Genomic DNA, 26,759 nt, shown 5'->3' on the forward strand with positions numbered 1-26,759 from the left:
GTATATGCCGGAGTTGGACCGGGCTCTAGGGCGTGTCGTGTGCGCGACAACTGCCGGACCCGTGAACCTCTGTGCGTATTAGTGCGTAGAAGCTGGTGGAAGGAATCGGAAACATAACGAAGCGTGAGTAGAGACGATGCTGACCTGCTGAAGGCGCTCCACGCGGAGCACGGCGACGCGCTGTTCGCGCACACCCTGCGACTGACCGGTGGCGACCGCCAACGGGCCGAGGACCTCGTACAGGAAACTCTGCTGCGGGCCTGGCAACACCCGGAGGCGCTCGACCCGGCCCGTGGCTCGGTCCGTGCCTGGCTCTTCACCACTGCCCGGAACCTCGCCATCGACGCATGGCGAAGACGGTCCGCGCGGGTGGGGGAGGTGTTCACCGATCAGATGCCGGAGACTCCGGTGGTGGTCGATGAAACGGAGCGAGCCGTGGAGTCATGGGTGATCGCGGAGGCGCTGACGAGGCTCTCGCGCCCGCACCGGGAGGTGCTGGTGGAGTGCTTCTACGCCGGACGCTCGGTCGCCGAGGCGGCAGAGCGGCTCGGCGTGCCTGCGGGCACAGTCAAGTCGCGCACATACTACGCACTGCGTTCGCTGAAGGTCGTCCTAGAGGAGTTGGGGGTGACGCAATGAGGTGTGAGCACCTCCATGACTCGGCCGTCTACGTGCTGGGGGCGTTGTCGCCGCCCGAGCGCGAGGCATACGAGCGGCATCTCGCCGACTGTGCGCAGTGCCGTGCGGAGGTGGCGGAGTTCTCCGACCTGCCGGGCCTGCTGGGTCGGCTCGACCCGGAGATCGCCGCGCAGATCGCCCTGGCGTCAGATGACGAACTCGATGCGGACGGCCCGCCTTTTTTGGCCGATGTGCCGCTCGGCCGCACCTCCGGTGGCCCCACGGCCGCAACGGGCGCGCGCTGGGCCGGTCCTACCGTCACGCCCGATGACGGCCCCACCGTCAGCCCGACCGACTCCCGCTGGGCCGGCCCGACCGCCGTTCCGCCGACCCCCAGGGTCAACGGCAGCCCGGTCGACCCCCTGCTGCCCCGAGTCCTCGACCGGGCCCAGAGCGCCCGCCGCCACGCCCGCCGCCGCAGCCGTCTCCAGACCGTCGGCACCGCACTGGTAGCCGCGTTCCTGGGCGTCCTGGCGGTCATCGGCGTGCGCGCGGCCGGTGTGGGCCAGCCCGACTGGGAGTCGATGCGGGAGGTCGCCTCGACGGTACCCGTCTCCGCCTCGCTGGCCCTCTCCGACGACTCCGGCGGCACCGAGCTGCGGATGCGCTGCGGCTACAAGGCCGGCGAGAACGGCAATGAGTACTCCAAGTGGACGTACACCCTCGTCGTCGTCCCCAAGACCGGCCAGCCCCAGGAGATCAGCACCTGGAGCGCGCGCCCGGGCGACCAGATGGAGCTGTCGGCGCACAGCGACATCCCGCAGTCGAACATCGCCCGCGTCGAGATCCGCAAGGGCGACGGCACGCCTCTGCTGTCCCTCGGGACCTGACGCTTCGTCCTCTACTCACTCACACAGGCGCGGCGGACGTTCCCTTAGCCACGGAACGTCCGCCGCGCCACTTTGCCGCCCCGGCCCGTCGTGCGGCCCGTAGTAGGGCGTGTGGTCCGGGGTGCTTCTACTCGGTGGCGCCGACGGCGGCAGGCTCGTTCGCGGTGGAGGCGGCCCGGCTGCGGTCGGCCCGGTTGCGCCGGGCGGTTCGGAACGCGTCCCAGCTGAACAGGGCCAGCGCGCACCACACGATGACGAAGCCGGCCAGCCGGACCGGTGGGAGCGGCTCGCTGAAGACGGCCACGCCGATAATGAGCTGCAGGGTCGGCGTCAGATACTGCAAAATCCCGAGCCCGGAGAGCGGCACGCGGTTGGCGGCCTCCGCAAACAGCAGCAGTGGTACCGCAGTCAGCACACCGCTCCCCGCCAGCATCACCGAGTGCCAGGCGGATACCGTGCCGAACGTGGACTGGTGGTTGGTGGTCAGCCACAGCAGGTACAGCAGGGCGGGCAGCATCAAGACACCCGACTCCAGGAAGAGCCCCTCGGCCGCGGGCAGCCCGAGGCGCTTCTTGACCAGCCCGTAGCACCCGAAGGACGCGGCAAGCGTGAGTGCGATCCACGGCAGCCGGCCGTAGTCGACGCTCAGGATCACCACCGCGACAGCCCCGATGCCGAGCGCGACCCACTGCAGCGTGCGGAGGCGCTCGCGCAGGATGAGCACGCCGAGCAGGATGACGAAGAGGGGGTTGATGAAGTACCCCAGCGACGCCTCCACCACCCGGTCCGTGTTCACGGCGAAGATGTAGACGCCCCAGTTGACGGCGATGAGCACGGCGGCGGCCGCCAGCCCGGCCATACGCTTGCGCTGCCGCAGGAGGTCCCGCACGCTCCGCCAGCGCCGGATGACCATCAGCACGAGCACCATGCTCAGCAGCGACCAGACCACCCGATGCGCGAGCACCTCGACCGCGCCGGCCGGCCGCAGCGCGTGGAAGTACAGCGGGAACACGCCCCACAGCACGTTGGCGGTGAGGGCGGAGAGATAGCCACGGCGCAGGGGGTCCACGGCCTCCACCGTATGCCCTTCGCGGTAAGGAGTGGGCGCTGTCCCACTCCTCACGCGATGTCATTCGTCACCCGCCGCCACCTCGGATCGGCGCAGGTCGCCCGCCGCGGCAGACCCCCGCCCGCCGCACCGACTCCAGCCTCCGCACCCGCCGATCAGTACACCGGCCCGCGTCAACCACCATTCACCGCCGCGCCCAGCCAACGCGCCGCGCCGCGCCCAGCTACGACGGCGTGGCCGACCTGCCCCGCAAGGACGGCACCGGCTTCGTCCAGTACGGCGGCTTCGCCACGGAAAAGGGCGGCGACCCGCCACCGCGCCACGCTGCGCCCAGCCACCGCGCCACGCCGCGCCGAGCCAGTGCGCCGCGCCCAGCCACCGCGCCACGCCGCGCCGAGCCAGTGCGCCGCGCCCAGCCAACGCGCTGCGCCGAGCCAGTGCGCCGCGACTGGCCAATGCGCTGCGCCGAGCCAGTGCGCCGCGACTGGCCAGTGCGCCGCGGCCGGCCGCACGAACGCAATCGGGCATTTGGCGCGGGCGAGCCGCACGGCGCGATGCGCTGGACGGACGCGACCAGGCACTGGAGCGCGCACGAATCGCACGGCGCGATCAGCCCCGCGTATGCGCCCGGCCGCGGGTGGGTTCGACCCGGCGGTCGTTTTGAGCGGGAAGGTTCGTTTCGTCCCAGGGTTGTCAGTTCGGTCCGGATGGGCTGTCGCAGGCCGGGGCGTTGCGGCTGGCCGTCCGCAAGTGCGCAGCCAGCCGCAGCGTTATGTCGACGGCGGTTGTCTCAGCACTGACGGAGCACGGAGCACGGGAGACGCTCGCCGGTTCAGCCGCCGGTTGCCGTCAGCGGTAGTCGCCGTAGCCCTGGTCGCGGTTGCCGTAACCCTGCTGGCCGCCACCGCGGTTCCCGTAGCCCCGGTCGCCGCCGTAGCCCTGCTGCCCGCCGCCGTAGCCCTGCTGGCCGCCGCGGTCGTAGCCCTGCTGGTAGCCGCCGTACTGCTGCTGTTGCGGGCGCTGCGGAGGGCGCCGGTCGTAGTCGTCGCGGCGGCGCTTCTTGTCCTTGCCGTCGGGCACGAAGAAGTTGAGCAGCCAGCTCACGATGCCGATGAAGAGGGCCCCCAGGACGGCCGTGGGCCAGAACTTGTCGACGTGGAACGGCAGGTCGAGCGTCTCGGCAATCTTGCTCGTGAGCAGCAGCAGCGCGCCGTTGACGACGAGCGAGATCAGTCCCAGGGTGAGGACGTACGCAAAGCACCCGATCGTCTTGATGATCGGCCGCAGCACCGCGTTGACGACCCCGAAGATCGCCGCCACCGCGATGAGCGTGAGGACCTTCTTCCCGGTGTCGCCAGAAACCGTGATTCCCGAGATCACGAACGTCGCCAGCCAGACCGTGAACGCACTCACGGCGAGCCGGATCAGGATTCCCATGCCGGTGATCGTGCCACGCCCGAGCCAGCCCGGAACACCCCGCTATCACCCCATCTCCCCCTGAGATCGGCGTGGACGGCGGGTGCGGGGACGGGCGCGGGCGGGGCCGCCGATGAGTTGGTGCTCGAGCGGGGTCGTCGCGAGGTGGGTCCAGCGGACGGTCTGGCGGTTGGCGATCACGGCGACCATCGCGGTCTCGATGTGGATGAGCCACTCCCGGGACTCGCCCAGGCCCAGGGTGTCGGCGGCCAGGGTGGCCACGGGCGGGGTCAGGGGCTGCAGCACGGTGAGGTCGGCGCGGGTCAGCAGGTCGGTGTCGGTCGGCGTCAGCTCGTCGCGCAGGAACAGCAGCGTCCGCCAGGGCGACTCCGGGACCGGGGCGACGCGGCCCGGCACCGGCCCGACGTCGACCACCAGCAGCTGCGGCGACATGGCCGTGGCCGGTGGAGGCTCGGGCACTCGCCCCGCCGGGATGAGGCCGAGCGACTCCACGCTGCCGAGAGCCCGCAGCAACGGTTCCCACGCATATGGCCGCGACGACTGCACCAGAACCCGCCCACCGACGGCCAGGGCCCGCAGCACGACCATCTGTGCGCACCGCAGCCCCCCGATCACGGCGACCCGCGTCGGCTCCGGCCGGAACAGCCGGACGACGAGCGGCTGGCCGTGCCGATTGACCCCCAGCATGACGCCGTCGCCACCCACCACCGGTGTCGCCGCCGCCAACCGGTCGCCGCCGACGGACGGCCCATCGCGCCCGGCGACGAGCCCGGCCAGCACCGCGGCATCCCGGGGCGCGCCGCCACCCAGGGGCAACGTCGCCGCCAGCCCGTCGAGCCGCGGGCCCTCGAACGGCACCACCTGAGCGCCGGCCGCCTCCGCCAGCCGCTGCAGGGCCGTGACGCTCTGCGCGAGGGTCGCCTCGTCCACCGCCGCAAGCCGTACCGTCAGCTCGGCCCGGACGGGAGGCCGCTCCACCACCGCAGTCGACCCGCCGCCCGCCGAACCTGACAGATCGGACGCCACGGTCCCTCCCGCGCTCGCGGAGGCGAGCCCGAGATCGGCTTCAGCGAATGCGGGAGGTGCGGCCGAACGGACTCGATGCGCATCTTTTGTGCGGCCGGCGAACTGCGCGGTGAGCGAGACGGTGCTCGCCGCCGCCGGCAGCATCGGCAGCCACTCGAACAGCTGACCCAGCTCGGGCCCCACCTGTATTCGGAACACTGCCTGGCGCCGCCCGCCGACCTCCAGCCCGGACCCCGTCGCCCGGACCGGATGGTCGGGATCGTGCTGCGCCGCCTCGCCCAGGGCGGTCAGCGCCGGCTGCGCCGCGAGCGGCCGAGCCGCAAGCCCGGCCCCGATGACCAGCCGGCTGATCCGGCGCACGGCCAGCAGCAGCGTCTCGGCCAGGTCGGCCCGCCGAAATCCGCCGGCCCGCCGCACCCGCACGGCGATGTGCACCCGCTGGTGCGCGAAGAGCCGGCCGTTGGTGAGTTGGCGATAGGACTCGGCCGAAGGCGCCGTCGCCGGTGTCGTGGGGGCCGCGGCCGTGCTGATCAGCAGCTGGACGCAAACCTCGGGTAAGTCGGGAGCCGGTGGCGGCAGCAGCGCACGCAGTGGCGGCAGGGGCGCCGGGGCGGCGCCGAGCAGCGCCGATACGTCTCCCACGCGTATGAGTGCGACGAGGCCGTCGGCGTCCTCGAGTGTTCCCATGTCCGCCTCGTCCACGGCGATGGCCGAAACCGACACATCGGGCCGCACGAGGGCGAGCAGCTGCCCGTTTCCGGTGCCGGTCGGCAGGCTCGCTGTGGATCGTGGGCCGGGTCGCAGTACCCCCGAAATAAGCATCACCAGCGCCAACGGCAGGCCGGCGTAGGGCCACAGTCCACCGGCGGCCCAGGCTATGGCCGCAAGGGCGAGCGCCGCCTGGGCGAGCACTATTCGCATGGCCGCCGACATATCGCCCCCCGCCGATGAAGTGGACGGGCTTATCGTATGGCGCCGGTACGACATTTTTGGGGGGCCGATGGCGTCGCGGCAGGACCAACTGCAGTCGTACCAGTTCGTGGTCCAGCGGGTGATCTCCGCGCTCGTCGTAAGGGAGCCCGACCCTGTTCAGCGGCCATTTCGGCGGGTACTCGGCGCCGTGCTGGTCGGGGTGCTGCTCTCCGCGCTCGGCGTGGGCGGGGCGGCCGCGCTGGCGGTGCTGCGGCCTGGGAGTTCTGGCAAATGGCGAAATGACAAGGCTGTCATTGTCGAGGCGGAGTCGGGTGCATTGTTCGTGTACCGCGACGACGTCCTGCACCCCGTCCTCAATCAGGCATCGGCGCTGCTCATCCTCAATACGGCCGGGGCGGCGACGGTTGTCGTGCCGCGTTCGGCGCTGGCCGCGGCGCCGCGCGGGGAGAGCCTCGGCATCCCGGGCGCGCCGGCCTCACTTCCGCCGGCGGCCGCCCTGCGTAAAGATGCGTGGACGGTGTGCTCGACGCCTGACGGATCAGTGCTCTTCGTCGGCGGCGGCCCTTCAGGGGGTACCCCCGCCAAAGAAAAGGGAATTTTGGTGAACGGGCCGGACCGGCAGGCGTATCTGCTCTGGCGCGGGTTCAAGCACCTCATTCGCCAGCCTGGCGCGGTATTGCCGGCGCTGGTGTGGTCTTCCCGGCCGGTGGTCGAGGTGGCGCAGGCATTGCTGCACGCGATACCGAGCGGTACCGACCTCGCGATCCCCACCATTGTGGACCGGGGCCGGACGGTCGCAGCCGGCAAAGTCGGCCAGGTATTTGCCGTAACCACCGGAGACCGCCAGGAAGCATTCGTCGTCACCGCGGACGGCTTGGCGTCGATCACACCGCTGCAGGCCCAATTACTGCTCGCGGCGCCGGAAACGCAGAGCGTCCAGCCCGGCGGCCGATCCCTGTCGCTGACGCCGGCGGATCTGACCAAAATGGTCCCGAACGGTCAGGTCAAACCATTCGCCGTGGATCCGGGAGGCGAAGGAGCGCTACCGGCGGCACCGCCAGAACTGCTTGAAAGCCACTTCCGATTTATTTGTACCGCCAGTGCCCTCACAATCGACCCGGAGCTCCCCGACCTCACCCACGCCCTGCGGACTCCCTCGGCCACAGCCGCCGGCGCGGTGCTGGCCGATCGCGTCGTGGTGCCGGCGGGAAGCGGTGCCCTCGTGCGCACGGACACCGGCGTGCTCACCCTGGTCACCGACCTCGGAAAGCGTCACGCAATACCGTCACCCGACGTGCTGGGCGCCCTCGGATACGCCGGCGTGCAGCCGGCCACGATACCTGCCGCAATTGTCGCACTCCTGCCCTCGGGCCCCGCGCTCGACCCGGCCGCGGCCAACGCGGTTGTTCAATAGTTCGTGAGCACCAGGTCAAAGCTCGCCCGGGCGGCCGCGCGCAGATTGATGTCGCGGCGAGTCGCCATCCGGGTCGTGCGGAATCCGGCGTAAATTGCGCGGGTGGCGTCGGTGTCGCTGTTGGTCATGGTGAGCAGTACGCCGCGGGCCGAAGCCGCATGCATCTCCGCCGCCAGCCGCTCGTGATCGTCGTTTCGGAACTGGCCTGAGGTGTACCTTTTGAAATCCGCGAACCCGCCCTCCGGCAGATACGGCGGGTCCAGAAACACCCAGTCGCCGGCCTCCGCCTCGCGCAATGCATCGGCGAAGTCGCACAGGCGCACGTCGACTCCGGTGAGGGCTCGCGACGCTTCCAGAAGCGTTTCCCGCCGATAGTACGGCCGATCGTAAGCACCGTAAGGCGTGTTGAACAGGCCGCGCCGATTGACCCGCCACAGCCCCCGAAACGCCGTCTTGTTGAGATATATCACGCGGGCCGCCCGCTCGACCGCGCCCAGTTCGGCGGGGTTTTGCCGGCGCACCAGGGCGAAGTTCTCGGGCGTATTCGCCATCGCGTCGAGGCGCGCCATCACGGCCTCCGGCTGGGCGGCGACGGCCCGGAAACAGGCGACGAGTTCGGGGTTGGCGTCGGAGAGCACCGCCTTGGCCGGGTTCAGCTCGAAGAAGACGGCGGCGCTGCCCATGAACGGTTCCCAGTAGCGGCCGGTGAACGGCGGGGCGGCCGCCACCAGCTGAGCGGCATAGCGCGTCTTGCCGCCGGCCCACTTGATGAACGACCGGACGTCCCCGCGTGAAGATCGCCCCGGCGCAGCCATGCCGGACATCATAAAGGCGAAATGCCGGAAGTTATCCACAGGCTGGCATTGGGTCTGGTGGGGGGTCGTGGGGGGCGGATAGCGTCGGGGGCGTTCCGAGTTGGCCACGGGATTGTGCGGCGCCCGGTTGTTGATAACTGGTTCTTGAGATCAAGTGTGTCCGCTTCGAGAAACGGGGTGATCGCCGATGGCGCAGACGACCCAGGCGCAGCAGGCCGAACTCAACTCGGCCGCGCAGCGGTTCGAACAGGTGAATGGCGAACTGCAAAGCATGCTCAACACGCTGATGCGCGAGCTCGAGGTGACCCGCGCGGGCTGGCAGGGCGCCGGCGGCCGGACGTTCGAGCAGGTGAAGATCGCGTTCCGCAACGACCAGGACGTCCTCAACCGCAACCTCCTGGAGACCTCCGAGGGCCTGCGCACCGCCGGCCGCAACTACGACGCCACCGACACCGAGGCCGCGACCAACATCCGCCGCGCCGGCACCACCGACCTGTCCGCTCTCGGCGGCTGAACCCGGAGGCTCACATGGACGACACGCTGGTAGTCGACTTCGGCGCCCTGGAGCACGCCGGCCAATCCATCCAGGCCGCGCTGAACACCCTCCACGCCCGCCTGGACGAGGTATCCGACCTGGGCAAACGCCTCACCGCCAACTGGCACGGCGACGCCAAGGACGCGTACGCCCTGCGCCAGGCCAATTGGGAACGCGCCGGCGCTGACCTGGCCCAGATGCTCCGCGACGTGAAGGCCGGGGTCGAGGAGTCGATGCAGCGATACCAGGAGACGGAGGCCCGCAACACCCGCCTCTTCCCCGGCCAGGGCTGACCTCCGCGCGCCCGGGCGAGGGCGGGGAGCGGACCGACGCGTCTACAGGCTGGCACAGCGCCTGCAGGGCCGGTCAACGCCTGGCGTGTCGCACGAAGTGCGGGAGGGCTGGCGCACCACAGGGGACTTCAGGCTGGCGGTCCTCGGAGGCTTCAGGGCGGGCGCGGCGGCCGATCTGAGCGGCGCTCCCCTCCGGGGGCGCCGTGGTGCGTGCTGGGCGTGGTGCGTGCTGGGCGTGGTGCGTGCTGGGCGTGGTGCGTGCTGGGCGTGGTGCGTGCTGGGCGTGGTGCGTGCTGGGCGTGGTGCGTGCTGGGGTCGGGCGACGCGGGGCCGGCAGGCGGTTACGGCGGCGCGCTGTGTCAGAGATGAGCCAGAGCTGATGGTGCGCTGCCTTGCGCTGCGCTGGGGCGGGCTGCCTTGCGCTGCGCTGGCTCGGGCTGCTGAGTTGGCGAGGCCCGGCGGCGGCTGCGGGCTGGGGCTGGTCGGTGGTCCGCGGCGGCGCGTCAGGCTCGCGATGGGTGGGAGATGGTGAACGTCTGCCTGGGCCGGATCACGTAGCGCGTCTCCGAGCGCTGTGCCTCGGTGGCGGCGTTGAAGGTGGCAGGTATCTGCACTGTGGGTGCGGTTAAGGCTTTGGGTTGAGTAGGCCGGGGCGCCAGTTGCGGCGGCGGGCTCTTGGGATCACCGCGGCGAGTAGGGCGGACGCCGCGATCGCCGTCAGTCCCGTGAGTGCCCAGGTCAGGGTTCGGCGGGTTGCTGCTGACTCGGCGGTTGGGTTTGGCCTGGTGGGGGGCTGGTGCAGGGATTGGGGGGCCGGTTTGGGAGAGGCGTCTGTCCATTCGGTCAGGGCACGGTACGGGTTCAGTAGGCCCGCGCCGTAGCCGTCGCCGGACTGGCCGCCGTCGGCTGTGGCTTTCAGGTGGGCGGTTATCTGGGTGGCGGTCAGGTCGGGGCGGTACTGGCGGAGCAGGGCGGCTGTGGCTGAGACGAAGGGGGCGGCGAAGCTGGTGCCCTCCATCGTGGTCAGGCCGTCTGGCGTGGCCGTCGTCAGGATCTGGGTGCCCGGGGCCACCAGGTCGACGTACGAGCCCGTCTGGGAAGTGGCGGCCCGCTGGCCCTCCGGGGTGATCGAGCCGACGCCCAGGACGCCGTCGTACGCGGCTGGGTACGGGGTTTTGTTGCCCAGCTCCTTGTTGTTGCCAACGGCGGCTACCAGCACGACGTCGTTGTCCACGGCGTACTGCACGGCCTCGCGGATGGCTGGGTCGTCCGTGTACGAGACCAGGCTCAGGTTGATGACCTGCGCATGCCTGGTCACCGCGTCGCGGATGGCGTTGGCCAGAGCTGTGGGAGTACCACGGCGGCCGGTTGTTGTGCCGTTCTCGGCTTCGGTCTGCTCGGTCACGCGGAGGGCCAGGATGGTGGCGGCCGGGGCGAGGCCGTAGAACTTCGTGGCCGGCGTCGGGCGGGCGGCGATGATGCCGGCCACTGCCGTGCCGTGGCCTACGCAGTCGAGCGTGGAGCTGCCGCCGTCCAGCTGGTCGGGGCCGGGCTGGACGGCGTCCCTGAGCTGGGGGTTGCGGGCGTCCACGCCGGAGTCGATCACCGCCACCACAATGCCGTGGCCGTCGGCCAAGGCGTGCAGACGCGATTGGTCGTACCGCTGGGAAGCCCACGGCACCGCCGACGCCGACGGGGCCGGCTGCTTTGGCGGGCTCGGGCACGTCGCCGGGGCTCGGGCGGCCGGGGCGAAAAGCGGTGCGCTTCCGCGAGCGGGTGGGGCATTGGCCGGGGCCCATGCGGTACCGGATGCCGTCCAAACGGTTTTTGTTGCCGACGGTGATTCTGTGATTACTGTTCGGCTCATAGTGGAAAAACCCGCAATGGCCGACAAAACCGTCAAAATGGACAGCGTTCGCCGGCGGCTTCGCATGGGGTGATGGTAGGGGTTTGGGCGTCGTTGAGCGGTCCCGGGCCAGGTCGCTGTCGTCCATCCTGACTGGTTCGGGCGTCGAACGGCCCGTATGGGTGCCGCTATTGAGACAGCGCTGTGAGCGGTCGGCCTTCGATCGCTATGCTGGCCGGAGCGCTTGCCCGCGTCGCACCCCTCGAATTGCCGTGGCCATATAGGTTAGGTTTCGGCGACGCGGCGGTTTCCGAGCCCGAAGAGGGGGTGGCCGTTGAGCGAGTGGGAACCGGCCACCGAGGCCGAGGTCGCCATGCGTGACGCGCTGCGCGCAAACGACCAGGAGCAGTACTTCCGCATCCTGGCGCGCACCGACGTCCTGCTGCCGATCGCGCCTGACGGGTCGTCGGGCGGCGAGGGCGGCTGGGGCACCTGGACCACCGAGGGTCGCACGCACGTGCTGGCCTTCACTTCACCGTCCGCGCTGCAGGAGTGCCTGGCGGGACACCCGGGCACGCATCGGCGGGTGCCGTTCCGGGACCTGGCCGGGATCTGGCCGAACGTCGAGTGGTGGCTCGCGGTCAACCCCGGGCTGCCCGTCGAGGGGTACCTCCCCTCCTGGTTCGTCACCCAGATCAGCCGCGGCGACGTCAGGCTGCCCGGCCGCACCCTCGGCGCGCGGGCGCGCATGGAGCAGGCTTCCTCCCGGACCCGGGCAACCGCCCAGGTCCCGCTGCGCACCGTGCCGAACCAGCCCGCCCCCACGCCCATCGAGCGCCAGCGCATGAAGGCGGACCAGGGACTCCCCTCGGTCCCGCCGTCGTCGACGGTGCCGCCCCGGCGTGAGGTACCGCCGCCGGACGTCGCTCCTCCGGGGGCTTTCCTGCCCACGCGGGCCGACCGGCCAATCCACTTCGAGCGGTCCGCCGGCCGGCCCTTCACGCCGCCGCCCGCCGCTCCCGCTCGTCCCGCACCGCCGGCCGTACCCCCGCCGCCTCCGATCCCACCGGCCGTGCCGGCCGCGCCGCTCGACAACGGGCCCACCTCGCCCGCGCCCACGTCCGGGGCCGGGTCGATTCGCGGGCGGGCGTCGTTCCCCGGGCCCGGCCCGCGGGGGCTGTTCGACGATTCCGACCGCAAGTCGCTTGACGTACCGGGGGAGCGGGAACTCTTCACAGGCCTGGACCGGCGCTCCGAGCGGCCGCAGAACGGGGCGCCCTCCTCGGGGCTACCGGCGCGGCCCTCGAGCGTGCTGCCGTCGTCGCGGCCGGTCGGCAGTGACCCCGGCCTTCCGCCCCGGCCGATCGGAGACCCCGCCCTTCCACCTCGGCCGACCGGGCGCGACCCCGGGCTGGCACCGCGTCCGCTGAGCGACCCCGGGCTGCCGCCGCGGCCGTTGCGGGAGCCTCGGCCGTTCGGTGACGGCACCCCGCCCCTGCGGCCCGCGGGTGGCGGCGGCTCCGACCTGCCCGCGCGTCCGGGCGGCTCCGGCCTGCCTCAGCGTCCTATGGGCGGTGAGCCCGGCCTCCCTCAGCGTCCTATGGGCGGTGAGCCCGGTCTGCCCCAGCGGCCCCTGGGCGGCGAGCCGGGTCTGCCCCAGCGGCCACTCGGTGGCGAGCCGGGCCTGCCCCAGCGGCCACTTGGTGGGGAGCCCGGCCTCCCGCAGCGGCCGCCGCCCGGGGACGAGGGGCGGGATCCGCGGTACTGGCCGCGGCGCGAGCCTGCGCGCAGCATCGGTGAGGTCTACACGGAGCACGCCGCGCCCGTCATCCCGGCCGCCTGGTCGCCGCCGCCGGACCTGCCGGTGGTTTCCGGCCCGCCGCTGCCGACCCGGCAGCCGCAGGCCACGCGGCCCGAGGACATGGCGCCGACGTTCCAGCCCGGTGGCACCCTGCCGCCGCGGCCCGGTCCCGGCCGAGACCGGCCCGGACTCGGTGGCGAGCGCCCCGGCCCCGGCGGAGAACGGCCCGGGCCCGGTGGCGAGCGCTCCGGAGCCCCGGGCGAGCGCGGCGGGTTCGGTGGGCCATCGGCGTACCGGTCCGCTGAGCCGCTGCCCCAGCGTCCCCAGCCCGGCGAGTCGTCGGCGCTGCGGTCCGGTGAGCCGCTGCCGTCGCGCCCCGGAGCCGGCGAGCCCTTCGGAGCCGGTGAGCCGCTGCCGTCGCGTCCGCTGTCGGGCGAGGTGTTCCGGCCCGGCGACCCGTTGCCGACGCGGCCGGGTGCGGGAGAGCCGTACCGCGCGGGCGATGCACTGCCCTCGCGCCCCGAAGTCGGTGAGCCTTTCCGGGCCGGCGATCCGCTGCCGTCGCGGCCGGGGGCTGGGCAGCCCTCGGCGTACCGGTCGGGTGAGAGTGCACCGCCCGGGGAAGAGACGCAGCCGATTCCTCCGGGCTGGACCGGTTCGGCCGGGGCGCGCGCGTCCTCGCCGCCGGGGGACTCCCTGTTCGAGCGGCCCGGGTTCGGGCGCCGCGATGTCGAGCCGCCCGCGGCCGACGAGTCCGTGCGGCCGTTCGGTGACCTCTCGACCGGTGCGCGCAGTGCCGGGTTCGGGCGGGCCGACCTCGACGAGCACCCGTTCTTCGCCGACGATGCCGCACCCGCCGGCCCGCCGCCGCGTGGGCTGTTCGACCCGGCGCCGTCGAAGTCGGGCCGGTCCGATCAGGCCGAACCCGGGCAGCCGGGGCCGTCGGGCCAGTGGACGGAGCCGTTCGCGGAGCCGGCCGCGCCCCCCGCCTGGGCCGCCGCGTCCGCGCCTCCGTCCAGCGCCTCCGCGCCGCCGTCGAACCCGTCTGCGCCGTCGTGGGACGAGCCGCGCCCGGAGTCCGGCGCGCCCGCCGCGTGGTCGAGCGCCTCGGCGCCGCCTTCGAGCGCGCCCGCGCCGCCGTGGGACGAGCCGCGGTCGAGTGCGCCCGGCGCGGCGTGGGATGAGCAGCGGTCCGGCTCGTGGGACGGGCCGAGCGAGCCTGAGTCGCGGACCGAGGCCGGCACCGAGCAGCCGGGCGGGTTCTTCAGCGGGCGGGCGGAAGTACAGTCGCCGTTTTTCCAGGCGGAGCCGCAGCCGTCCTTGTTCGGCGAGCCGCCGGCGTCCGAGCCGAGCCAGGCTGAGCAGCGGGCCTTCTTCGACGATGAGCCGGAGCCGCGGCCGTTCAGCGCGTTCGGTGAGGCGCGGGAGGACGACCCGCCGATTCGGGACCCGTACGCCGCTCTCGCCGACCTCCGGTCCGAGCCCGACACCGATGACGAGCCGGTGCAGCTGTCGTTCGCGTCCGGGGCCCAGGACCTGGTCGAGCACCCGCCGGTCGAGCCGCTTCGCGATGAGCCGCTCCCGAAGGAGCCGATCCGCGAGGAGCCCCAGGAGCCCCCGGCCCCGGTCAGCTGGGCCGAGTCGGCCTGGTCGGCGTCGACGCCCTCGGAGTCGAGCTGGTCGACGTCGATCGAGACCGGGCCGGAGAAGGACAACACCGGGTCGTTCTTCCTTGTCGCGCCGGCCCGGGAGAGCGACGAGCGGGCACCCGAGGAGCCGTCGCCCTCGCTGCGCACGTTCTTCGAGGACGGCGCGGCCGAGCGGCCGGACTTCCAGCAGGAGACGGTGCACGACTTCCGGCCGGTGAACGAGCCCGCGCCGGCGTACGAGGCCGCGCCGGTTCCCGAGCCGGAGTCACAGGCCGAGCCGGTGGCCGCCGTCGAGCCGGAGCCGGTCATCGAGCCGGAAGCCGCGCCCACCAGCGGTGGCGGCGCGACGACGCAGGGGTTCCGGCCCACGCTCGAGGATTCGCTGCCGTCGACCGGGCCCGGGTATCAGGCCGGGCTCGAAGCAACGCCCGAATCCGGTGTCGCGTGGGGGTACCAGAGCGACGAGCCGCTCGCCATCGAGCCGGTCTACGAGCCGGAGATCGTGGAGGACGCGCCGCCGGTCCGCCTGCACGACGAGATCGTCGATGCCGAGGTCGTGACGACCGAGCAGGACGCGCCGGCCGCCGGGGAGACGGTGCCGCCGGAGGCGGAGGAGCCGCGGCCCAAGGTGATCTCGGCCGCCGATTTTCGGCCGGCCAACACGGTCGAGAAGGACCTGTTCGAGGCGGTCCAGGCCAACAGCACCGACCGGTTCCTGTCGACGCTGCTGCTGGCCAAGGTGATGATCCCGTTCTGGACCGGCGACGGGCCGATCGAGCCTGCGCGGTGGCGCACCGAGCACATGAACGGCCTGCCGCACCTCGTCGTGTTCACGTCGCAGGAGCGGATGACCGAGCGTCTCGGCGAGGACGCGCGCGGTAGCTGGATCAAGTTCACCCGGATGATCCGGCACTGGCCGCCCGGTGACCAGCTGGCGTTCGCGATCAACCCGGAGACCCCGGCCGGCGCGGTGCTGCCCGGCACCGAGGTCGTGCAGCTCGCGAGCTGGGCCACCGAGATGGGGCTCGGCGTCGACGACCCGGAGGACGAGCAGCCGGTGGCCGCCGCGGCGAAGCCGGAGCCGGTGGCCGAGAAGCGTCAGGCGTACGAGCCGCCGGGCTCCGGTCGCGAGCAGGTCATGCAGAAGCCGATCTCGCCCGAGCAGCTCTCGTACTATCTGGAGCGCAACTACGACCGCGTCTCCGGCTTCGTGCACCGGGCCGGCGAGGTCGCGCACCTGGAGACGCCCGAGCAGCTGTACAACGCGCTCGGGCTCAGCTACGCCGGGTCATCGTTCAAGCCCGACGCCGAGGAGGCGTACGTCCTGCGCTGGATCGCCTACCGCGGCGACCTGTACCGCATCCCCTACGGCGGGCAATCGCAGGAGGCCATGCGGGCCATGGAGGGCTGGGTCATCGAGCGCGGACCGTTCCGCGGCAACGGCTTCGCCCCGAGCGAGACCGGCGACGTGATCGCCGAGTTCAAGGTCGACAGCGCCCGCCTGCCGCACAACGCCGAGCTCTGGCGCCTGCGCCGGGACGGCCGCCAGGACCTGATCGCCCGCCTCGACGCCGACGGACCGGCGTGGCGGAAGGGGCCGTAGTGACCCGAGAGGCGACGCTGTGATCCGCGACGGCTACGCGGCGCGCTGGCACGGCGCCGAGTACGAGGCCAGCCCCGACGGCGACGACGTGCGCCTGTACCGCCCCGACCCGAGCGCCGGCTTCGACGAGGTGCGCCCGGGCCGCTACCGCCGCATCGTCCCGCGCGGCGAGGTCGACGAGCTGGTCTACGTCCGCACCACCTGCTTCTGGCGGGCCGAGCCGTTCATCGTGCTGGGCGAGCACGAGGGCTGGCTGCGCGTGGAGTACACGGGCGGCCGCGCCCCCGCCGCCGCCGAACTCGGCCTCGAAGAGTTTGATTACGGCGTATACCAAGGCTGGGCCCCGCGCGCCGAAGTCAGCGAGCTGCGCGAATACCGCGTATAGAAAAAAATACAGCGTAGAAAAACCATGACTCGGGTCCGCGGTGCCTGCGGTCCGCTCCTCCCGCGAGACACCGGTCGGCGCCAGGGCGCCTCCCTTCGGCGTCCGCGGTGCCTGCGGTGCGAAAAACAGGGGCGCCGGGCGGCGCCGGCCACGTGAATGTGGCAGGCGGCTCAGGCCGCCTTGGCCCAGCGGATCAGCTCGCCGTTCACCAGGTCGGGCTGCTCCAGGTGCGGGAAGTGGGCGGCGTTCGGCAGGAGGCGCCACTCGTACTCGGCCAGCACGTAGCGGCCCGAGCCCTGGGCGGTGCGCGGCAGCACGGCCGGGTCCATCGCCCCGTGCAGCTGCAAGGTCGGAGCCGTGATCGGCTGCTGGAGCAGCTTCACGAACCGGTAGCCCTGCAGCTTCAACGCCGAGCGCACGGCCCACCGGTACGTCTCCAGCGCACAGAACGCCGCCTGCGGGATCTGCATCGCGGAGCGGCACACGGCCTCGTACTCGCGGTACGACTCCCGGGCCGTCCAATCCGGCGCGCCCCAGCGCCGCAGATAGTCGCCGACGAGCGCCGCATTGCGGCGGGTCAGGACGTGTTCGAAGCGTGGCACCTGGAAGCGCAGCACCGGCCCAGCCGCGGCCAGCTGGCCCCGGGGATCGGTGACAAGCCCGGCGCGCAGCCGCAGCGGGTGGGCGGCGCCGAGGACGACCAGGCGGCGGACCATCTTCGGGTGGAAGGCGGCGGTGGCCCAGCCGATCATGCCGCCGTACCCGGCCCCGACCAGGATCGCGCTGCGCTCTCCGAGGGCGCGGATGAGCCCGGCCACGTCGCCGGCCATCGTGTAGCCGTCGTAGCCGCGCGGGGGCTTGTCGCTCGCCCCGTAGCCGCGCAGGTCGACGGCGACCGCGCGGAAGCCGGCGTCGGCCAGGGCGGTCAGCTGGTTGTGCCAGGCGTACCAGAACTCGGGGAAGCCGTGCAGGAGCAGCACCAGCGGTCCGGTGCCCGCCTCCACCACGTGGAATCGGTTGCCGTTGGCGCTGACGAATCGGTGCGACCATGGCCCGTCGATCATGACGCTGGAGTCGTCAACCGATAAGTTCATGCCGCTCAGCGTAGGGCTAAGCGGTACCGAATCACGTCAGGCGACCGACTAGGGTTACTGCATATGCAGTCGCCGTTGCCGCTTATCACCACTTCGGGTACACCCCGTAAGTGCGGCAACACGTATGGTTCTCTGGCCGCCTCGGCAATTGCCGCGAACACCGCAAACTACATGGCCCGGTTCGCCGACGCCGGGATCGGCGCCGAGCGGGTGCGCGAATACGGAGCGTTATTCCGAGCAGCCTCTCATCGGTATGCTCCACGGGTCGCGGAAATGCTCGACGGCGTCGCCGAAGGTGCCCGGATCGACGTCGACGAGATATACGCGCTCAATGGCCGCACCGAGCTGATCTACAGCGTGGACCCGGGTGTCACGCCGACCCGGGAGCCCGCCGAATGCACCGCGATCGCCGTGCTCGGCGAGCGCAGCGCCACCGGCCACACCCTGCTGGCCCAGAACTGGGACTGGCACCCCGATCAGCGCCCCTACGCCCTGCTCCTCGACACCACCGACGATCAGGGCCGCCGCGTGCTGGCGCTCACCGAGGCCGGCATGCTCGCCAAGGCCGGCCTCAACAATGCGGGCCTCGGCGTCGGGGTCAACATGCTCGGCACCGTCCGTGACCGCCGCGACGGCGGTGTCCCGTATCACGTGCTGCTCCGCGCCGCGCTCGAGGCGCCGCACCTCGGCGGTGCGATAAAGGCCGTCTGCGCGACCCCGCGCGGGGCGAGCATCAACCTGCTCCTGGCCCAGGCGTACCCCGACGGCACGCCCGGCGAGGCGATCGACGTCGAGGTGGGGCCGGACGGTGTCGGCTTCCTCCACCCCGTCGAGGGCGTGATCACGCACGCCAACCACTTCGAGAGCTCCCTGGCGGCCGGCGACACCCTGCAGTACATCGGCGGCTCATCGTTCTTTCGCGCGGCGCGGGCCCGGCGCCTCCTCGGGACCGGCCGCATCGAGGAGGACCGGATCAAGGGGGTGCTGCGCGACCATGGCGGCTTTCCGCAGTCCATCTGCCGGCACGACGAGCCGGACGCCGCCGACGCGGATCGAACCGAGTCGCTGTTCTCGCTCGTGCTCGACCTCGACGAACTGCGTATGTCGATTACCGACGGGCCGCCGTGCCGCGCTGTGGAGTATCACCACATACGCCTGGGCGAATCCGGCTGAATCGGACAACCGAAAGAGTTGCAGCGCCACCTTAAATGTATCTGTGTAAACCTGGCCCTTACAACGTTGTTGTGACGAGCGTTTCGGCAGCTCAGGGCCGCAACGGAGCCGACCGTCACATAGCCCGTGACCATCGGTCACCGCGGTTGTCTTAAGTCTTGATCAGTGCGCTTCAAGCGTGGGTTGTTTGCCATCTGACCAGCAACTACCTTCCGCTAACGACATACGCGCCCCAATTCGTCTGATCGGGACCTGTAGATGAACGAGCGTTACGACCCGTACGCGGACTCGTACTACGAGGCCGGCTACGAGGACCAGACCGGTCGCTCCGGCCGGGCAGGTTACGGCGGTGGCCCCCGCGGCGCCGGGCCGCGCGGCAACGGCTCGATGCCCGCCGATCGCGGCGGCTCCGGACCGCACTTCTACGACCCGAACGCGATGCCCCCCGGCCGGGGCGACCTGCCCGACATCGACGACGAGGACTTCGACGAGGAGCCCTCACCCTGGCGCCGGCGGGCCGCGATGCTGGCGATCGGCGGCGGCGCGGCCGCGCTGATCGGCGGCGGCGCCTATGCGGTGACGCAGTTCTTCGGCAAGGGCGCGCACCCGGCCACCGACCCGGCCGCGGCCGACGCGCCGGCGGACACCACCGGGCCCGCGTACGTCGACCAGAACCAGAGCCTCATGAACGGCGAGGCCGGCCTGGGCATCCGCAAGAACACGCCGACCACCGGCTCCTCGTTCGGCACCCCGAACGACGCCGCCAAGGCCGCCGTGGTCAAGGCCAACACCGTGCTGCCGAAGAAGGACCCGGTCCGCCACCTGGCCAGCCGGCTCACGTTCGGGCCCAACACCAAGGTCATCAGCGACATCAACAAGCTCGGCATCAACGGCTGGATCGACAAGCAGATGAAGCCGGAGACGATCGCGCTGACCCGCGGCGAGCAGAAGGCCGACACCGAGCTCGTCACCTACTCGATGTCCTACACCCAGCTCAAGGCCCAGCGCGACGACCTGGACAAGAAGGGCATCCACGCGGATGACCAGAACGTCCGGTACGCGATCGCCAAGCAGATCTTCTCCGACCGCCAGCTCTTCGAGATGATGGTCGACTTCTTCAACGACTATCTGCACGTCGCTGCATTCCACGACGGCAACGAGCTGACCCGCGCCTCGTTCGACCGCGACGTCATCCGCAAGTACGCGATGGGCGACTACGTCGACATGTTCGTCGCGGCGAACAAGCACCCGGCGCTTCTGGTGTACCTCGACCAGCAGGACTCGACGAAAGACAAAATCAACGAGAACCTGGCCCGGGAAAACCTCGAGCTCTACACCGTCGGCGCGTTCAACGGCTACAACGAAACCGACGTGCGCCAGGCCGCCATGCTGCAGACCGGCCGTGGGGTGCGCGACAACCAGTACGTGTACCGGCCGGAGCAGCACTACGTCGGGCCCGTGAAAATCATGGGCTTTTCGCACCCGAACGGTGATGCCGCCGGTGGCGAGGCCGTGCAGGAGGCCTACTTCCGGTACCTCGCGCTGCACCCCAACACCGCGAGGTATATGGCCCAGAACCTGGCCACCAGGTTCGTGTCCGACGTCCCGCCGAAGACGCTCGTCGACGCCATGGCCAAAACGTACGTCGACAAGAAGAGCAACATTCCGGCAGTACTGATGACGATGCTTTCCCGCACCGAATTCTGGGAGTCCGTCGGTCAGAAGGTGCGCCGGCCCGGTGAGTATCTGACCGCGACCTATCGCGCGCTCGACATCGGCGCGGACGCTCCCGCCACGTTCACGTCGAGCAACACGACCATGAGCCCGATGGTGCAGGGTCTCGGCGACATCATGCGCAAGCTCGAGGAGTTCGGCCACGCGCCGATGGAGCTGCCGACGCCGAACGGCTACGCGGACGTGTACGTCGCCTGGACCTCGGCCGGGACCATGGTCAACCAGTGGAACGACGCGTACACCGCGATCACCGGCGGCCGCCGCCAGTTCACCTGGGCCAAGCCGGAGACGCTCATCGCCAACCCGCCGGCCACCGCGGGCGCCTACCTGGATGCGCTCACCAAGAAGCTCATCAACGTGACGCTCGACAACGACCGCAAGACCGCGATCCTGCACATCGTCAGCCCGACGATGACGGCGGCCACGCCGGTCGACGCCACGTTCAACGGCGGCATCGCGGCGGTCGTGCGCGCGATCTTCGCCACTCCCCACCACCACCTGCGGTAGGCGGCACACGATGGAGAAGCCAGTGAACTCGCTCCACCCGCAGGTCCCGGACCTGCTGCGGCTCGGCCCCAACCGCTTCGAGGCAGCCCTGCGCGCCGAGGCCATGGTGGTCAAGGAAGAGCAGAAAGCGGTCCGCGACCGCTACCTCGAGCTCTCCCGGCAGGAAGACGAACAGGAGGAGGGCCGGGGCGTCACCCGCCGCCGCTTCTTCGTCGGCGCCGCGGCGACCACGACCGCGCTGGCCACGAGCCAGTTCATCACCACCCAGGCGTCGTTCGCGGCCACGCCGACGGGCACGCTCATCCACGTGTTCCTGTACGGCGGGGCCGACGCCCTCTCGCTGTTCGCCCCGATGGACGACGCGACACTGAACCGGGTGCGGCCCAGCTTCACCCTGGCCACCAACACCTCGATCCCGCTGGACCGGGGCTTCGGGCTCAACGAGTCGTTCGCGCCGCTGAAGAAGTACCTGGACGCGGGGCAGCTCGCGTTCATCCCGGGTGTGAGCGACCGCCGGCTCGACCGCAGCCACTTCGCCGCCCAGGACACCTGCCAGCTCGGCGGCCTGCCCGCGGAGACCGGTGGCATGGGCTGGCTCACCAACCTGGCCGACAAGCTCGGGCCCGGCACCGCGTTCCGCGCGGTCGGCATCGGCTCGACACTGCCCCGCTCGCTCGTCGGCGGGGGCGGCGCGCTGGCCCTGAACAGCGTGGCCTCCCTGAACGTGAACGGCGACGGGAAGTACAAGCAGCCGACGGTCGATGCGATCAAGACGCTCTTCACCGGCGTCGACCACCCGATCGCCACCCCGGTCAAGGCCGGCATCGACGCGCTGACGCTCGCGAGCAAGCTGGCGACGGAGGGCTACACGCCCGCGAACTCCGTGAAGTACACAGGTGTCGGCAACGCCTTCAAGGAGCTCGCCCAGCTGATCAAGGGCGGCGCCAACGTCCGCATCGCGACGATCGGCATGGGCGGCTGGGACACCCACGAGAACCAGGGCACCCGCGGCGGCTACGTCGCCCAGCACTTCGGCGAGCTCGCCGCCGGCATGGCCGCGTTCTTCGACGACCTCGGCCCCGACCTCGCCACCAACGTGACGGTCATGGTCTCCAGCGAGTTCGGCCGCCGGGTCGCCCAGAACGGCACCGGCACCGACCACGGCCACGGCGGCGGCGTCATCTGCCTGTCCGGCAAGAAGCTGGCCGGCAAGCTCCTCGGCAACTGGACCGGCTTCGACACCCTGGTCAACGGCGACGTGCCCGAGATGAACAACATGTTCTCGGTCTTCGGCTCCATCGCCCAGGGCCGCTTCGGCCTCACCGACGCCGAGGTCGGCCAGATCTTCCCGCGCCAGACCTACACCCCGGTCAAGATCTACGCGTAGCTTCCACCTGCGCGTTTCTGGGGCGGCCCCGGCCCGGGGGTCGCCCCTGTGCGGTTGTGGTGTCGCAACGGCCGGGGCCGACGCCCTCGCCAAGACCTCGGCCCCGCCGTGCGTTCGTCAGCTTCCGCTCATCCGCCTCCCCGATCTCCTTCGGCCAGGTCCACGGCTTCTCCAGGGCCGCCGCGGACGCTCCGCACCGGCCCGGCCCGGGCGCCGGCCGCCGCCTTGAGCCCGTTGCCGGCCAGCACCTCGACGGTCACGGTGACGACCGGCCCGGCGAGGCGGCACCCGGTCAGCCGCCCGCCGTTCGCGGCCGCCAGCCGGCCGGCCGCCGCACACGCGGCCGCCGACCCGCGCCAGGCCGCCATCGCCCCGGCCAGGGCCCCGGCGTCGGCCGCATTGCGCGCCCGGTGGCGGGCCACGATCAGCCCACCCGCGGTCGCGAACCCGAAGGCCAGCGCGGCCAGCGCCAGCCCGACGCCCAGGCAGAGGAGCGACGCCGACCCCCGCTCCCGCGACCTCACCGCGGCTCGGCCATCGCCACCGCCGTCTCCTCTACGTGCAGGTCGGCCCCGATCGGATTGACCACCGGCCGCCGCACCGTCACCCGGACCAGGTCACCGTCGCGCGTGACCGTCACGTCGGAGCTCGCCGACAGTGCCGGCAGCGGCTCCCCGCGCGCCGCCGCCCGGGCCGCCGCACCCGCACCGTCCGCGGCCACGATCTTCGCCCCGAGCGCGCCGAGCAGCAGGATCCCGGAGACCAGGAACAGCAGGATCACGGGCAGCGCGATCGCCACCTCGAGCGCCGCCGACCCCCGGTCGCGGCCAGTTCTCTCCCGCCGGTGCCGGGCTCCGGTCTGCCGCCGCCGGACCTTCACGGGCCGGCCGGCGGCCCCGGCCGCACCGGCGGGGCCCGCAGCCGGCCGCTCGGGCGGCACCGGCACCGGCATGGTGGTCGGCGAGTCGGGCGGGACGAACCACGGCCACCGCACGGCGGCCCTACCTCGGGCGGTCACGACAGCTCCTTCAGGATCAGGTTGTTCAGATGGGTGTGCACGGCCTCGGACCGCGCGATGAGCAGCAGTGCGCCGACGAAGACGAGACCGACGAGCACCAGCACGGAGTACTCGGACGACAGGACCCCGTCGTCCCGGCGCAGCCGCGCGAGCAGCCGGGCTTTCGTGATGGACATTGATGCCTTCCTTCTGGGTTCCTATGTGGGTTCCGACAGGCCTGTGGATTCCTACAGAGCGGTGAACACGTCCCGGACCACCGCGACGACCACCGGCACGACGCCGGCCAGGACGAAGGCGGGCAGGAAGCAGGCCGCGACGGGCACCATGGCCAGCACCCCGACCCGCCGGACGGCCGCCGTGGCCGCCGCGGCCTGAGCCGCCCGCAGGTCCGACGCCTGCCGCTGCAGCGTCCGGGTGAGCGCCAGCCCGTGCTCGGCGCTGCGCGCGGCGGCCCGGCCCAGCCGCGCCCCGCCCGGCAGGTCGTCGAGGTGCGCCCAGGCCGCCTCCGGCGCCGCCCCGCGCCGCAGCGCCCGCCCGGCCTGCAGCAGCCGCCGTCCGACCGGCCCGCCCAGCACCTCGCCGACCGCGAGCACGGCGCGATCCGGCGGAGAGCCGGCCCGCAGCGCCGCGGCCAGCAGATCGGCGGCGAAGGGCAGGTCCGACCGGGCGACGGCCCGCTCCCGCCGCACCCGGCCCGGCTCGACCCGCCCGAGCACCACGAAGAGCCCGGCGGCTACGACGGCTCCGACCGCGATCCCGGGGCGCCCGCCGACGCCGAGCCCCACCGCGGCGCCCGCGAGCAGCGCGGCCGGCCAGCGCCGCCACCCCCTCATCACCGCACCTCCGCCGTGGCCGCCCGGACCATCCGGCCCGTCCACAGGAAGCCCGCGCACTGCAACAGGACCGCAGTCACCGCACACGCCGCTCCGAGCCGCGTGTGGAGCAGCTGCTGCGCCGGGTCGGCCCCGAGCGCCGAGCCCACCCACAGCCCGGCGACGGGCAGCGGCAGCAGGACCGCCGTCGACGTCTGGGCGCCGGCCAGCTGCGCCGCCATCTCCCCGCGCAGCATCTGCCCGGCCCGCAGGTCGGCCTCGACCCGCTCCAGGAGCTCGACGAGCGGGATGCCGAGGTGCTCGCTCAGGCGGTACGCGGCGGAGAGCCGGCCCCGGGCCACCGCCAGCGCCCGGTGGTCGCCCCGGGCCAGGGCCGGCACCCCGGCCCCGTTGGGCAGGGCACCGGCGCGCAGGCCCTCGGCGGCCGCGTCCACGGCGTCGATGAGCCCGGCGACGAGCCGCTCGGACTCCCGCCGATGCAAGCGGGTGCGCACGGCGAGGAGCGCCATGAAGCAGTACACCCCGAGGATCACGGCCGCGACCGGACCCGCGGCATAGTACGAGCCGCCCACCGCCGCGGTGGTCAGAGCCGCGCCGATGAGCATCGGCCGCCGGGCGTTCATGTCCACCCCCGGCCGGGCGTGTACTTCCAGTTGGCCCGCGGTCGCGGCGGCTCGACGCCGCGCCGGGCGAGCAGCTCGTCGAGCTCGGCCGCGCCCGGACCGGGGCCGCTGCCGCGCCGCCACGCGGTGACCACGACGGCGGTGTGCCGGTCGGGGTGCGGGGTGAGCAGGCAGATCTCGGTGAGTTCGCGCCGGCCGCCCGGATCTCGCCGCAGGTGCACGACGATCCGCAGCGCCGAGACGATCATGGCGTGCAGGGCGGCCCGGGGCACGTGACCGAGCAGCCCGAGCGCCTCCAGCCGGGTCGGCACGTCGGCCGGAGAGTTGGCGTGCAGGGTGGCCGCGCCGCCCTCGTGGCCGGTGTTCAGCGCGCCCAGCAGGTCGACGATCTCGGCTCCCCGGCACTCGCCGACGATGAGCCGGTCGGGGCGCATCCGCAGGGCCTGACGCACCAGCTCGCGCAGCGACACCGCTCCCGCGCCCTCGACGTTGGCCAGGCGGGTCTGGAGCGCCACCACGTGCGGATGGGCCGGGCGCAGCTCCGCGGAGTCCTCGACGATCACGAGGCGCTCGTCCACCGGTACCGCCGACAGCAGCGTCGCCAGGACCGTGGTCTTGCCGCTGCCCGTCCCGCCGGTCACCAGGTAGGGCAGCCGGGCCGCCACCACCGCCCGCAGCAGCCCGGCCGCGCCCGGGTCGATGGTCCCGCAGGCGATCAGGTCCTGGATCGTGAACGCCTGCCGGCGGAAGGTCCGCAGGGACAGGTACGGCCCGTGCAGCGCGACCGGCGGCAGGACCGCGTGCATGCGGGTGCCGTCGGGCAGGCGCACGTCCACGAACGGGCTCGCGTCGTCGAGGCGCCGGCCGGCGTCGGAGGCCAGCCGCTGGGCGAGCTTGCGCACGCCATGTTCGTTGTTCAGCTGGTCGGCCAGCCGGCGCAGGCCGCCGGTGCCGCGGTCGACCCACACGTCGACGCCGTTGATGAGCACGTCTGTCACGTCGGGCTCGGCGAGCAGCCGGGCCAGCCCCATCTCGGCCAGCTCGTCAAGTGCGGCGCTCCTCATGCGGCCGCCCCCGCCTCGGGTCTGACCGGGCCGAGGCCGAGGCCGTCGAGGATCTGCTGGCACAGGCCGTCCAGGTGGCCGTAGCGCGTCCGCAGCCCGCCCCCGCGCTCCAGCTGGGCCGGCAGCTCCCGTTCGGAGCGCAGGAGCCCGGCGACCGGCAGGCGCAGGCCCGCGCCGACCCCCTGCGGCTGCAGCGGGCCCGGGTCGCGCACGACGACCTGCACCGCCCCGGTGTGCGGGGCGATCGTCGCCGCGACGCGGGCGGCGGCCATGCACGCGCGCTGCTCGGCGGGGACGACGAGCAGCACCCGGTCGGCCGCCCGCAGCGCCAGGGTCGCGGCGCCGTCGAGGTGCCGGGGGAGGTCGGCCACGATCAGGTCGCAGCCCTCGGCGCCGGCCTTCAGTGCACCGGCCATCGTCTCCGGCGGCAGGCCCGCCTGCGCGCCGCACGACAGCAGCGCCACGTTGTCGTTGCTGGGCAGCGTGGCGAGGTCGACGGGGCCGCGGGCGCCGCGGACCGGTGCCCAGCCGAGGGCGAGATCGGCGCCTCCGCCCAGCGGGTCGGCGTCGACGAGCAACGTCTTGCGCCCCGACCGGCCGGCGGTGAGGGCCAGACCGGCGGCGAGCAGCGTCGCGCCGGCGCCGCCACAGCCGCCGATGACGGCCAGGACGCGGCCGCGGACGGCGGTGGTGAGGCGGCGCAGCTCCTCGGCGAAGCTCTCCGCGCTCTCTGGGGCGGGCGCCACGTCGAGCTCGAGGGCGTGCAGTGCGGAATCGGCGGAGACGAGCAGAGGTCGGTGCACAGGTGGCTCCACGGTCGTGAACGGTCGGCTTGACGCGCCCACCTTGACGCCGTCTGTGGCCCGTCCGCTCGGTGCCGGAGCCGGATCTGTGGATAACCTGTCGCTTGTGGATAACCCTCGTACTTGTAGTTGATCTGCTATGAGAACTGCGACAAATCGGGCTAGGTCGGGCGCCGAGTTGTGCCAGTGCCGAATGAAAAAAGTTGGGG

General features: G+C 72.2%; 21 protein-coding genes and 2 pseudogenes. 10 read left to right on the forward strand and 13 right to left on the reverse strand.

Annotated features, from left to right (window positions below; all coding sequences use genetic code 11):
* Positions 1-144 precede the first annotated feature (144 nt).
* Positions 145-639 carry a sigma-70 family RNA polymerase sigma factor gene (locus Dvina_RS00975; protein ID WP_223105243.1) on the forward strand — a complete coding sequence of 165 codons (495 nt, stop codon included), beginning with the start codon at positions 145-147 and terminating at the stop codon, positions 637-639.
* Positions 636-1,508 carry an anti-sigma factor family protein gene (locus Dvina_RS53945; protein WP_246655947.1) on the forward strand — a complete coding sequence of 291 codons (873 nt, stop codon included), beginning with the start codon at positions 636-638 and terminating at the stop codon, positions 1,506-1,508. Before Dvina_RS00975 ends, Dvina_RS53945 begins: the two co-directional genes overlap by 4 nt.
* 127 nt (positions 1,509-1,635) lie before the next feature.
* Here Dvina_RS53945 and rarD read toward each other — a convergent pair whose 3' ends face one another.
* From rarD to Dvina_RS00995, 3 genes and pseudogenes are all read right to left on the reverse strand, one after another.
* Positions 1,636-2,577: an EamA family transporter RarD gene (rarD, locus tag Dvina_RS00985; RefSeq protein ID WP_223100490.1), complete on the reverse strand. Its 942-nt coding sequence runs from the start codon at positions 2,575-2,577 to the stop codon at positions 1,636-1,638.
* A 1,089-nt stretch (positions 2,578-3,666) separates the two neighbouring features.
* Positions 3,667-4,014 (reverse strand): annotated as a pseudogene (locus Dvina_RS53950) (phage holin family protein); the annotation flags it as partial.
* 45 nt (positions 4,015-4,059) lie between these two features.
* Positions 4,060-5,961 carry a hypothetical protein gene (locus Dvina_RS00995; protein ID WP_223100492.1) on the reverse strand — a complete coding sequence of 634 codons (1,902 nt, stop codon included), beginning with the start codon at positions 5,959-5,961 and terminating at the stop codon, positions 4,060-4,062.
* Here Dvina_RS00995 and eccB point away from each other — a divergent pair.
* Positions 5,960-7,387, forward strand: coding sequence for a type VII secretion protein EccB (gene eccB, locus Dvina_RS01000; protein ID WP_223100493.1), 1,428 nt, complete (start codon positions 5,960-5,962; stop codon positions 7,385-7,387). The genes Dvina_RS00995 and eccB overlap by 2 nt on opposite strands.
* Here the strand turns inward: eccB and Dvina_RS01005 are convergent.
* Positions 7,381-8,202: a DNA adenine methylase gene (locus Dvina_RS01005; protein ID WP_223100494.1), complete on the reverse strand. Its 822-nt coding sequence runs from the start codon at positions 8,200-8,202 to the stop codon at positions 7,381-7,383. The two genes, eccB and Dvina_RS01005, sit on opposite strands and share 7 nt — an antisense overlap.
* A 187-nt stretch (positions 8,203-8,389) precedes the next feature.
* Here Dvina_RS01005 and Dvina_RS01010 point away from each other — a divergent pair, with 187 nt between their 5' ends.
* Both Dvina_RS01010 and Dvina_RS01015 read left to right on the forward strand, forming a co-directional pair.
* Complete coding sequence (locus Dvina_RS01010; protein ID WP_223100495.1) at positions 8,390-8,716, forward strand: WXG100 family type VII secretion target; 327 nt, start codon at positions 8,390-8,392, stop codon at positions 8,714-8,716.
* A gap of 14 nt (positions 8,717-8,730) precedes the next feature.
* On the forward strand, positions 8,731-9,030 hold the full coding sequence (locus tag Dvina_RS01015) for a WXG100 family type VII secretion target (protein ID WP_223100496.1): 300 nt from the start codon (positions 8,731-8,733) through the stop codon (positions 9,028-9,030).
* A gap of 625 nt (positions 9,031-9,655) precedes the next feature.
* On the opposite strand, the gene mycP is transcribed toward Dvina_RS01015, so the two are convergent.
* Positions 9,656-10,636, reverse strand: coding sequence for a type VII secretion-associated serine protease mycosin (mycP, locus tag Dvina_RS01020; RefSeq protein ID WP_246655948.1), 981 nt, complete (start codon positions 10,634-10,636; stop codon positions 9,656-9,658).
* A gap of 574 nt (positions 10,637-11,210) precedes the next feature.
* Here mycP and Dvina_RS53955 point away from each other — a divergent pair.
* Both Dvina_RS53955 and Dvina_RS01030 read left to right on the forward strand, forming a co-directional pair.
* Positions 11,211-15,929 (forward strand): SseB family protein, encoded by a 4,719-nt coding sequence (locus Dvina_RS53955; protein WP_246655949.1) that lies wholly within the window; start codon positions 11,211-11,213, stop codon positions 15,927-15,929.
* Positions 15,930-15,948: 19 nt separating this feature from the next.
* On the forward strand, positions 15,949-16,314 hold the full coding sequence (locus Dvina_RS01030) for a hypothetical protein (RefSeq protein WP_223100497.1): 366 nt from the start codon (positions 15,949-15,951) through the stop codon (positions 16,312-16,314).
* A 170-nt stretch (positions 16,315-16,484) separates the two neighbouring features.
* On the opposite strand, the gene Dvina_RS01035 is transcribed toward Dvina_RS01030, so the two are convergent.
* Positions 16,485-17,408: an alpha/beta fold hydrolase gene (locus tag Dvina_RS01035; RefSeq protein WP_223100498.1), complete on the reverse strand. Its 924-nt coding sequence runs from the start codon at positions 17,406-17,408 to the stop codon at positions 16,485-16,487.
* A gap of 63 nt (positions 17,409-17,471) precedes the next feature.
* Here Dvina_RS01035 and Dvina_RS01040 point away from each other — a divergent pair, with 63 nt between their 5' ends.
* The 3 genes from Dvina_RS01040 (at position 17,472) to Dvina_RS01050 (ending at position 22,209) form a co-directional block, all read left to right on the forward strand.
* Positions 17,472-18,581, forward strand: a complete 1,110-nt coding sequence (locus Dvina_RS01040; RefSeq protein WP_223100499.1) for a C45 family autoproteolytic acyltransferase/hydrolase — start codon at positions 17,472-17,474, stop codon at positions 18,579-18,581.
* A gap of 258 nt (positions 18,582-18,839) precedes the next feature.
* Positions 18,840-20,822 carry a DUF1800 domain-containing protein gene (locus Dvina_RS01045; protein ID WP_223100500.1) on the forward strand — a complete coding sequence of 661 codons (1,983 nt, stop codon included), beginning with the start codon at positions 18,840-18,842 and terminating at the stop codon, positions 20,820-20,822.
* Positions 20,823-20,844: 22 nt separating this feature from the next.
* Positions 20,845-22,209, forward strand: coding sequence for a DUF1501 domain-containing protein (locus Dvina_RS01050; protein WP_246655950.1), 1,365 nt, complete (start codon positions 20,845-20,847; stop codon positions 22,207-22,209).
* Between the two features lie 128 nt (positions 22,210-22,337).
* Here Dvina_RS01050 and Dvina_RS01055 read toward each other — a convergent pair whose 3' ends face one another.
* The 7 genes and pseudogenes from Dvina_RS01055 to ssd form a co-directional block, all read right to left on the reverse strand.
* On the reverse strand, positions 22,338-22,733 hold the full coding sequence (locus Dvina_RS01055; protein WP_223100502.1) for an Rv3654c family TadE-like protein: 396 nt from the start codon (positions 22,731-22,733) through the stop codon (positions 22,338-22,340).
* Positions 22,730-23,227 carry a TadE family type IV pilus minor pilin gene (locus tag Dvina_RS01060; RefSeq protein WP_223100503.1) on the reverse strand — a complete coding sequence of 166 codons (498 nt, stop codon included), beginning with the start codon at positions 23,225-23,227 and terminating at the stop codon, positions 22,730-22,732. The genes Dvina_RS01055 and Dvina_RS01060 overlap by 4 nt, the downstream gene beginning before the upstream one ends.
* Positions 23,224-23,403, reverse strand: a complete 180-nt coding sequence (locus tag Dvina_RS01065; protein ID WP_223100504.1) for a DUF4244 domain-containing protein — start codon at positions 23,401-23,403, stop codon at positions 23,224-23,226. Before Dvina_RS01065 ends, Dvina_RS01060 begins: the two co-directional genes overlap by 4 nt.
* Before the next feature lie 51 nt (positions 23,404-23,454).
* Positions 23,455-24,060, reverse strand: a complete 606-nt coding sequence (locus Dvina_RS01070) for a type II secretion system F family protein (RefSeq protein WP_223100505.1) — start codon at positions 24,058-24,060, stop codon at positions 23,455-23,457.
* Complete coding sequence (locus tag Dvina_RS01075; RefSeq protein ID WP_223100506.1) at positions 24,060-24,683, reverse strand: type II secretion system F family protein; 624 nt, start codon at positions 24,681-24,683, stop codon at positions 24,060-24,062. Before Dvina_RS01075 ends, Dvina_RS01070 begins: the two co-directional genes overlap by 1 nt.
* Positions 24,680-25,750, reverse strand: a pseudogene (locus Dvina_RS01080) (TadA family conjugal transfer-associated ATPase); the annotation flags it as partial. The pseudogene Dvina_RS01080 and the gene Dvina_RS01075, both read right to left, overlap by 4 nt.
* Complete coding sequence (gene ssd, locus Dvina_RS01085; protein WP_425516517.1) at positions 25,744-26,592, reverse strand: septum site-determining protein Ssd; 849 nt, start codon at positions 26,590-26,592, stop codon at positions 25,744-25,746. The pseudogene Dvina_RS01080 and the gene ssd, both read right to left, overlap by 7 nt.
* Positions 26,593-26,759: the final 167 nt, after the last annotated feature.

The organism is Dactylosporangium vinaceum (assembly GCF_019904175.1).
GTDB lineage: Bacteria > Actinomycetota > Actinomycetes > Mycobacteriales > Micromonosporaceae > Dactylosporangium > Dactylosporangium vinaceum.

Coding starts and splice junctions, on each gene's coding strand:
- Dvina_RS53945 (WP_246655947.1), top strand. CDS start 636: ATGAGGTGTGAGCACCTCCATGACTCGGCCGTCTACGTGCTGGGGGCG.
- eccB (WP_223100493.1), top strand. CDS start 5,960: ATGGCCGCCGACATATCGCCCCCCGCCGATGAAGTGGACGGGCTTATC.
- Dvina_RS00995 (WP_223100492.1), bottom strand. CDS start 5,961: ATGCGAATAGTGCTCGCCCAGGCGGCGCTCGCCCTTGCGGCCATAGCC.
- Dvina_RS01005 (WP_223100494.1), bottom strand. CDS start 8,202: ATGGCTGCGCCGGGGCGATCTTCACGCGGGGACGTCCGGTCGTTCATC.
- Dvina_RS01010 (WP_223100495.1), top strand. CDS start 8,390: ATGGCGCAGACGACCCAGGCGCAGCAGGCCGAACTCAACTCGGCCGCG.
- Dvina_RS01015 (WP_223100496.1), top strand. CDS start 8,731: ATGGACGACACGCTGGTAGTCGACTTCGGCGCCCTGGAGCACGCCGGC.
- Dvina_RS01035 (WP_223100498.1), bottom strand. CDS start 17,408: ATGAACTTATCGGTTGACGACTCCAGCGTCATGATCGACGGGCCATGG.
- Dvina_RS01040 (WP_223100499.1), top strand. CDS start 17,472: ATGCAGTCGCCGTTGCCGCTTATCACCACTTCGGGTACACCCCGTAAG.
- Dvina_RS01045 (WP_223100500.1), top strand. CDS start 18,840: ATGAACGAGCGTTACGACCCGTACGCGGACTCGTACTACGAGGCCGGC.
- Dvina_RS01065 (WP_223100504.1), bottom strand. CDS start 23,403: ATGTCCATCACGAAAGCCCGGCTGCTCGCGCGGCTGCGCCGGGACGAC.
- Dvina_RS01070 (WP_223100505.1), bottom strand. CDS start 24,060: ATGAGGGGGTGGCGGCGCTGGCCGGCCGCGCTGCTCGCGGGCGCCGCG.
- Dvina_RS01075 (WP_223100506.1), bottom strand. CDS start 24,683: ATGAACGCCCGGCGGCCGATGCTCATCGGCGCGGCTCTGACCACCGCG.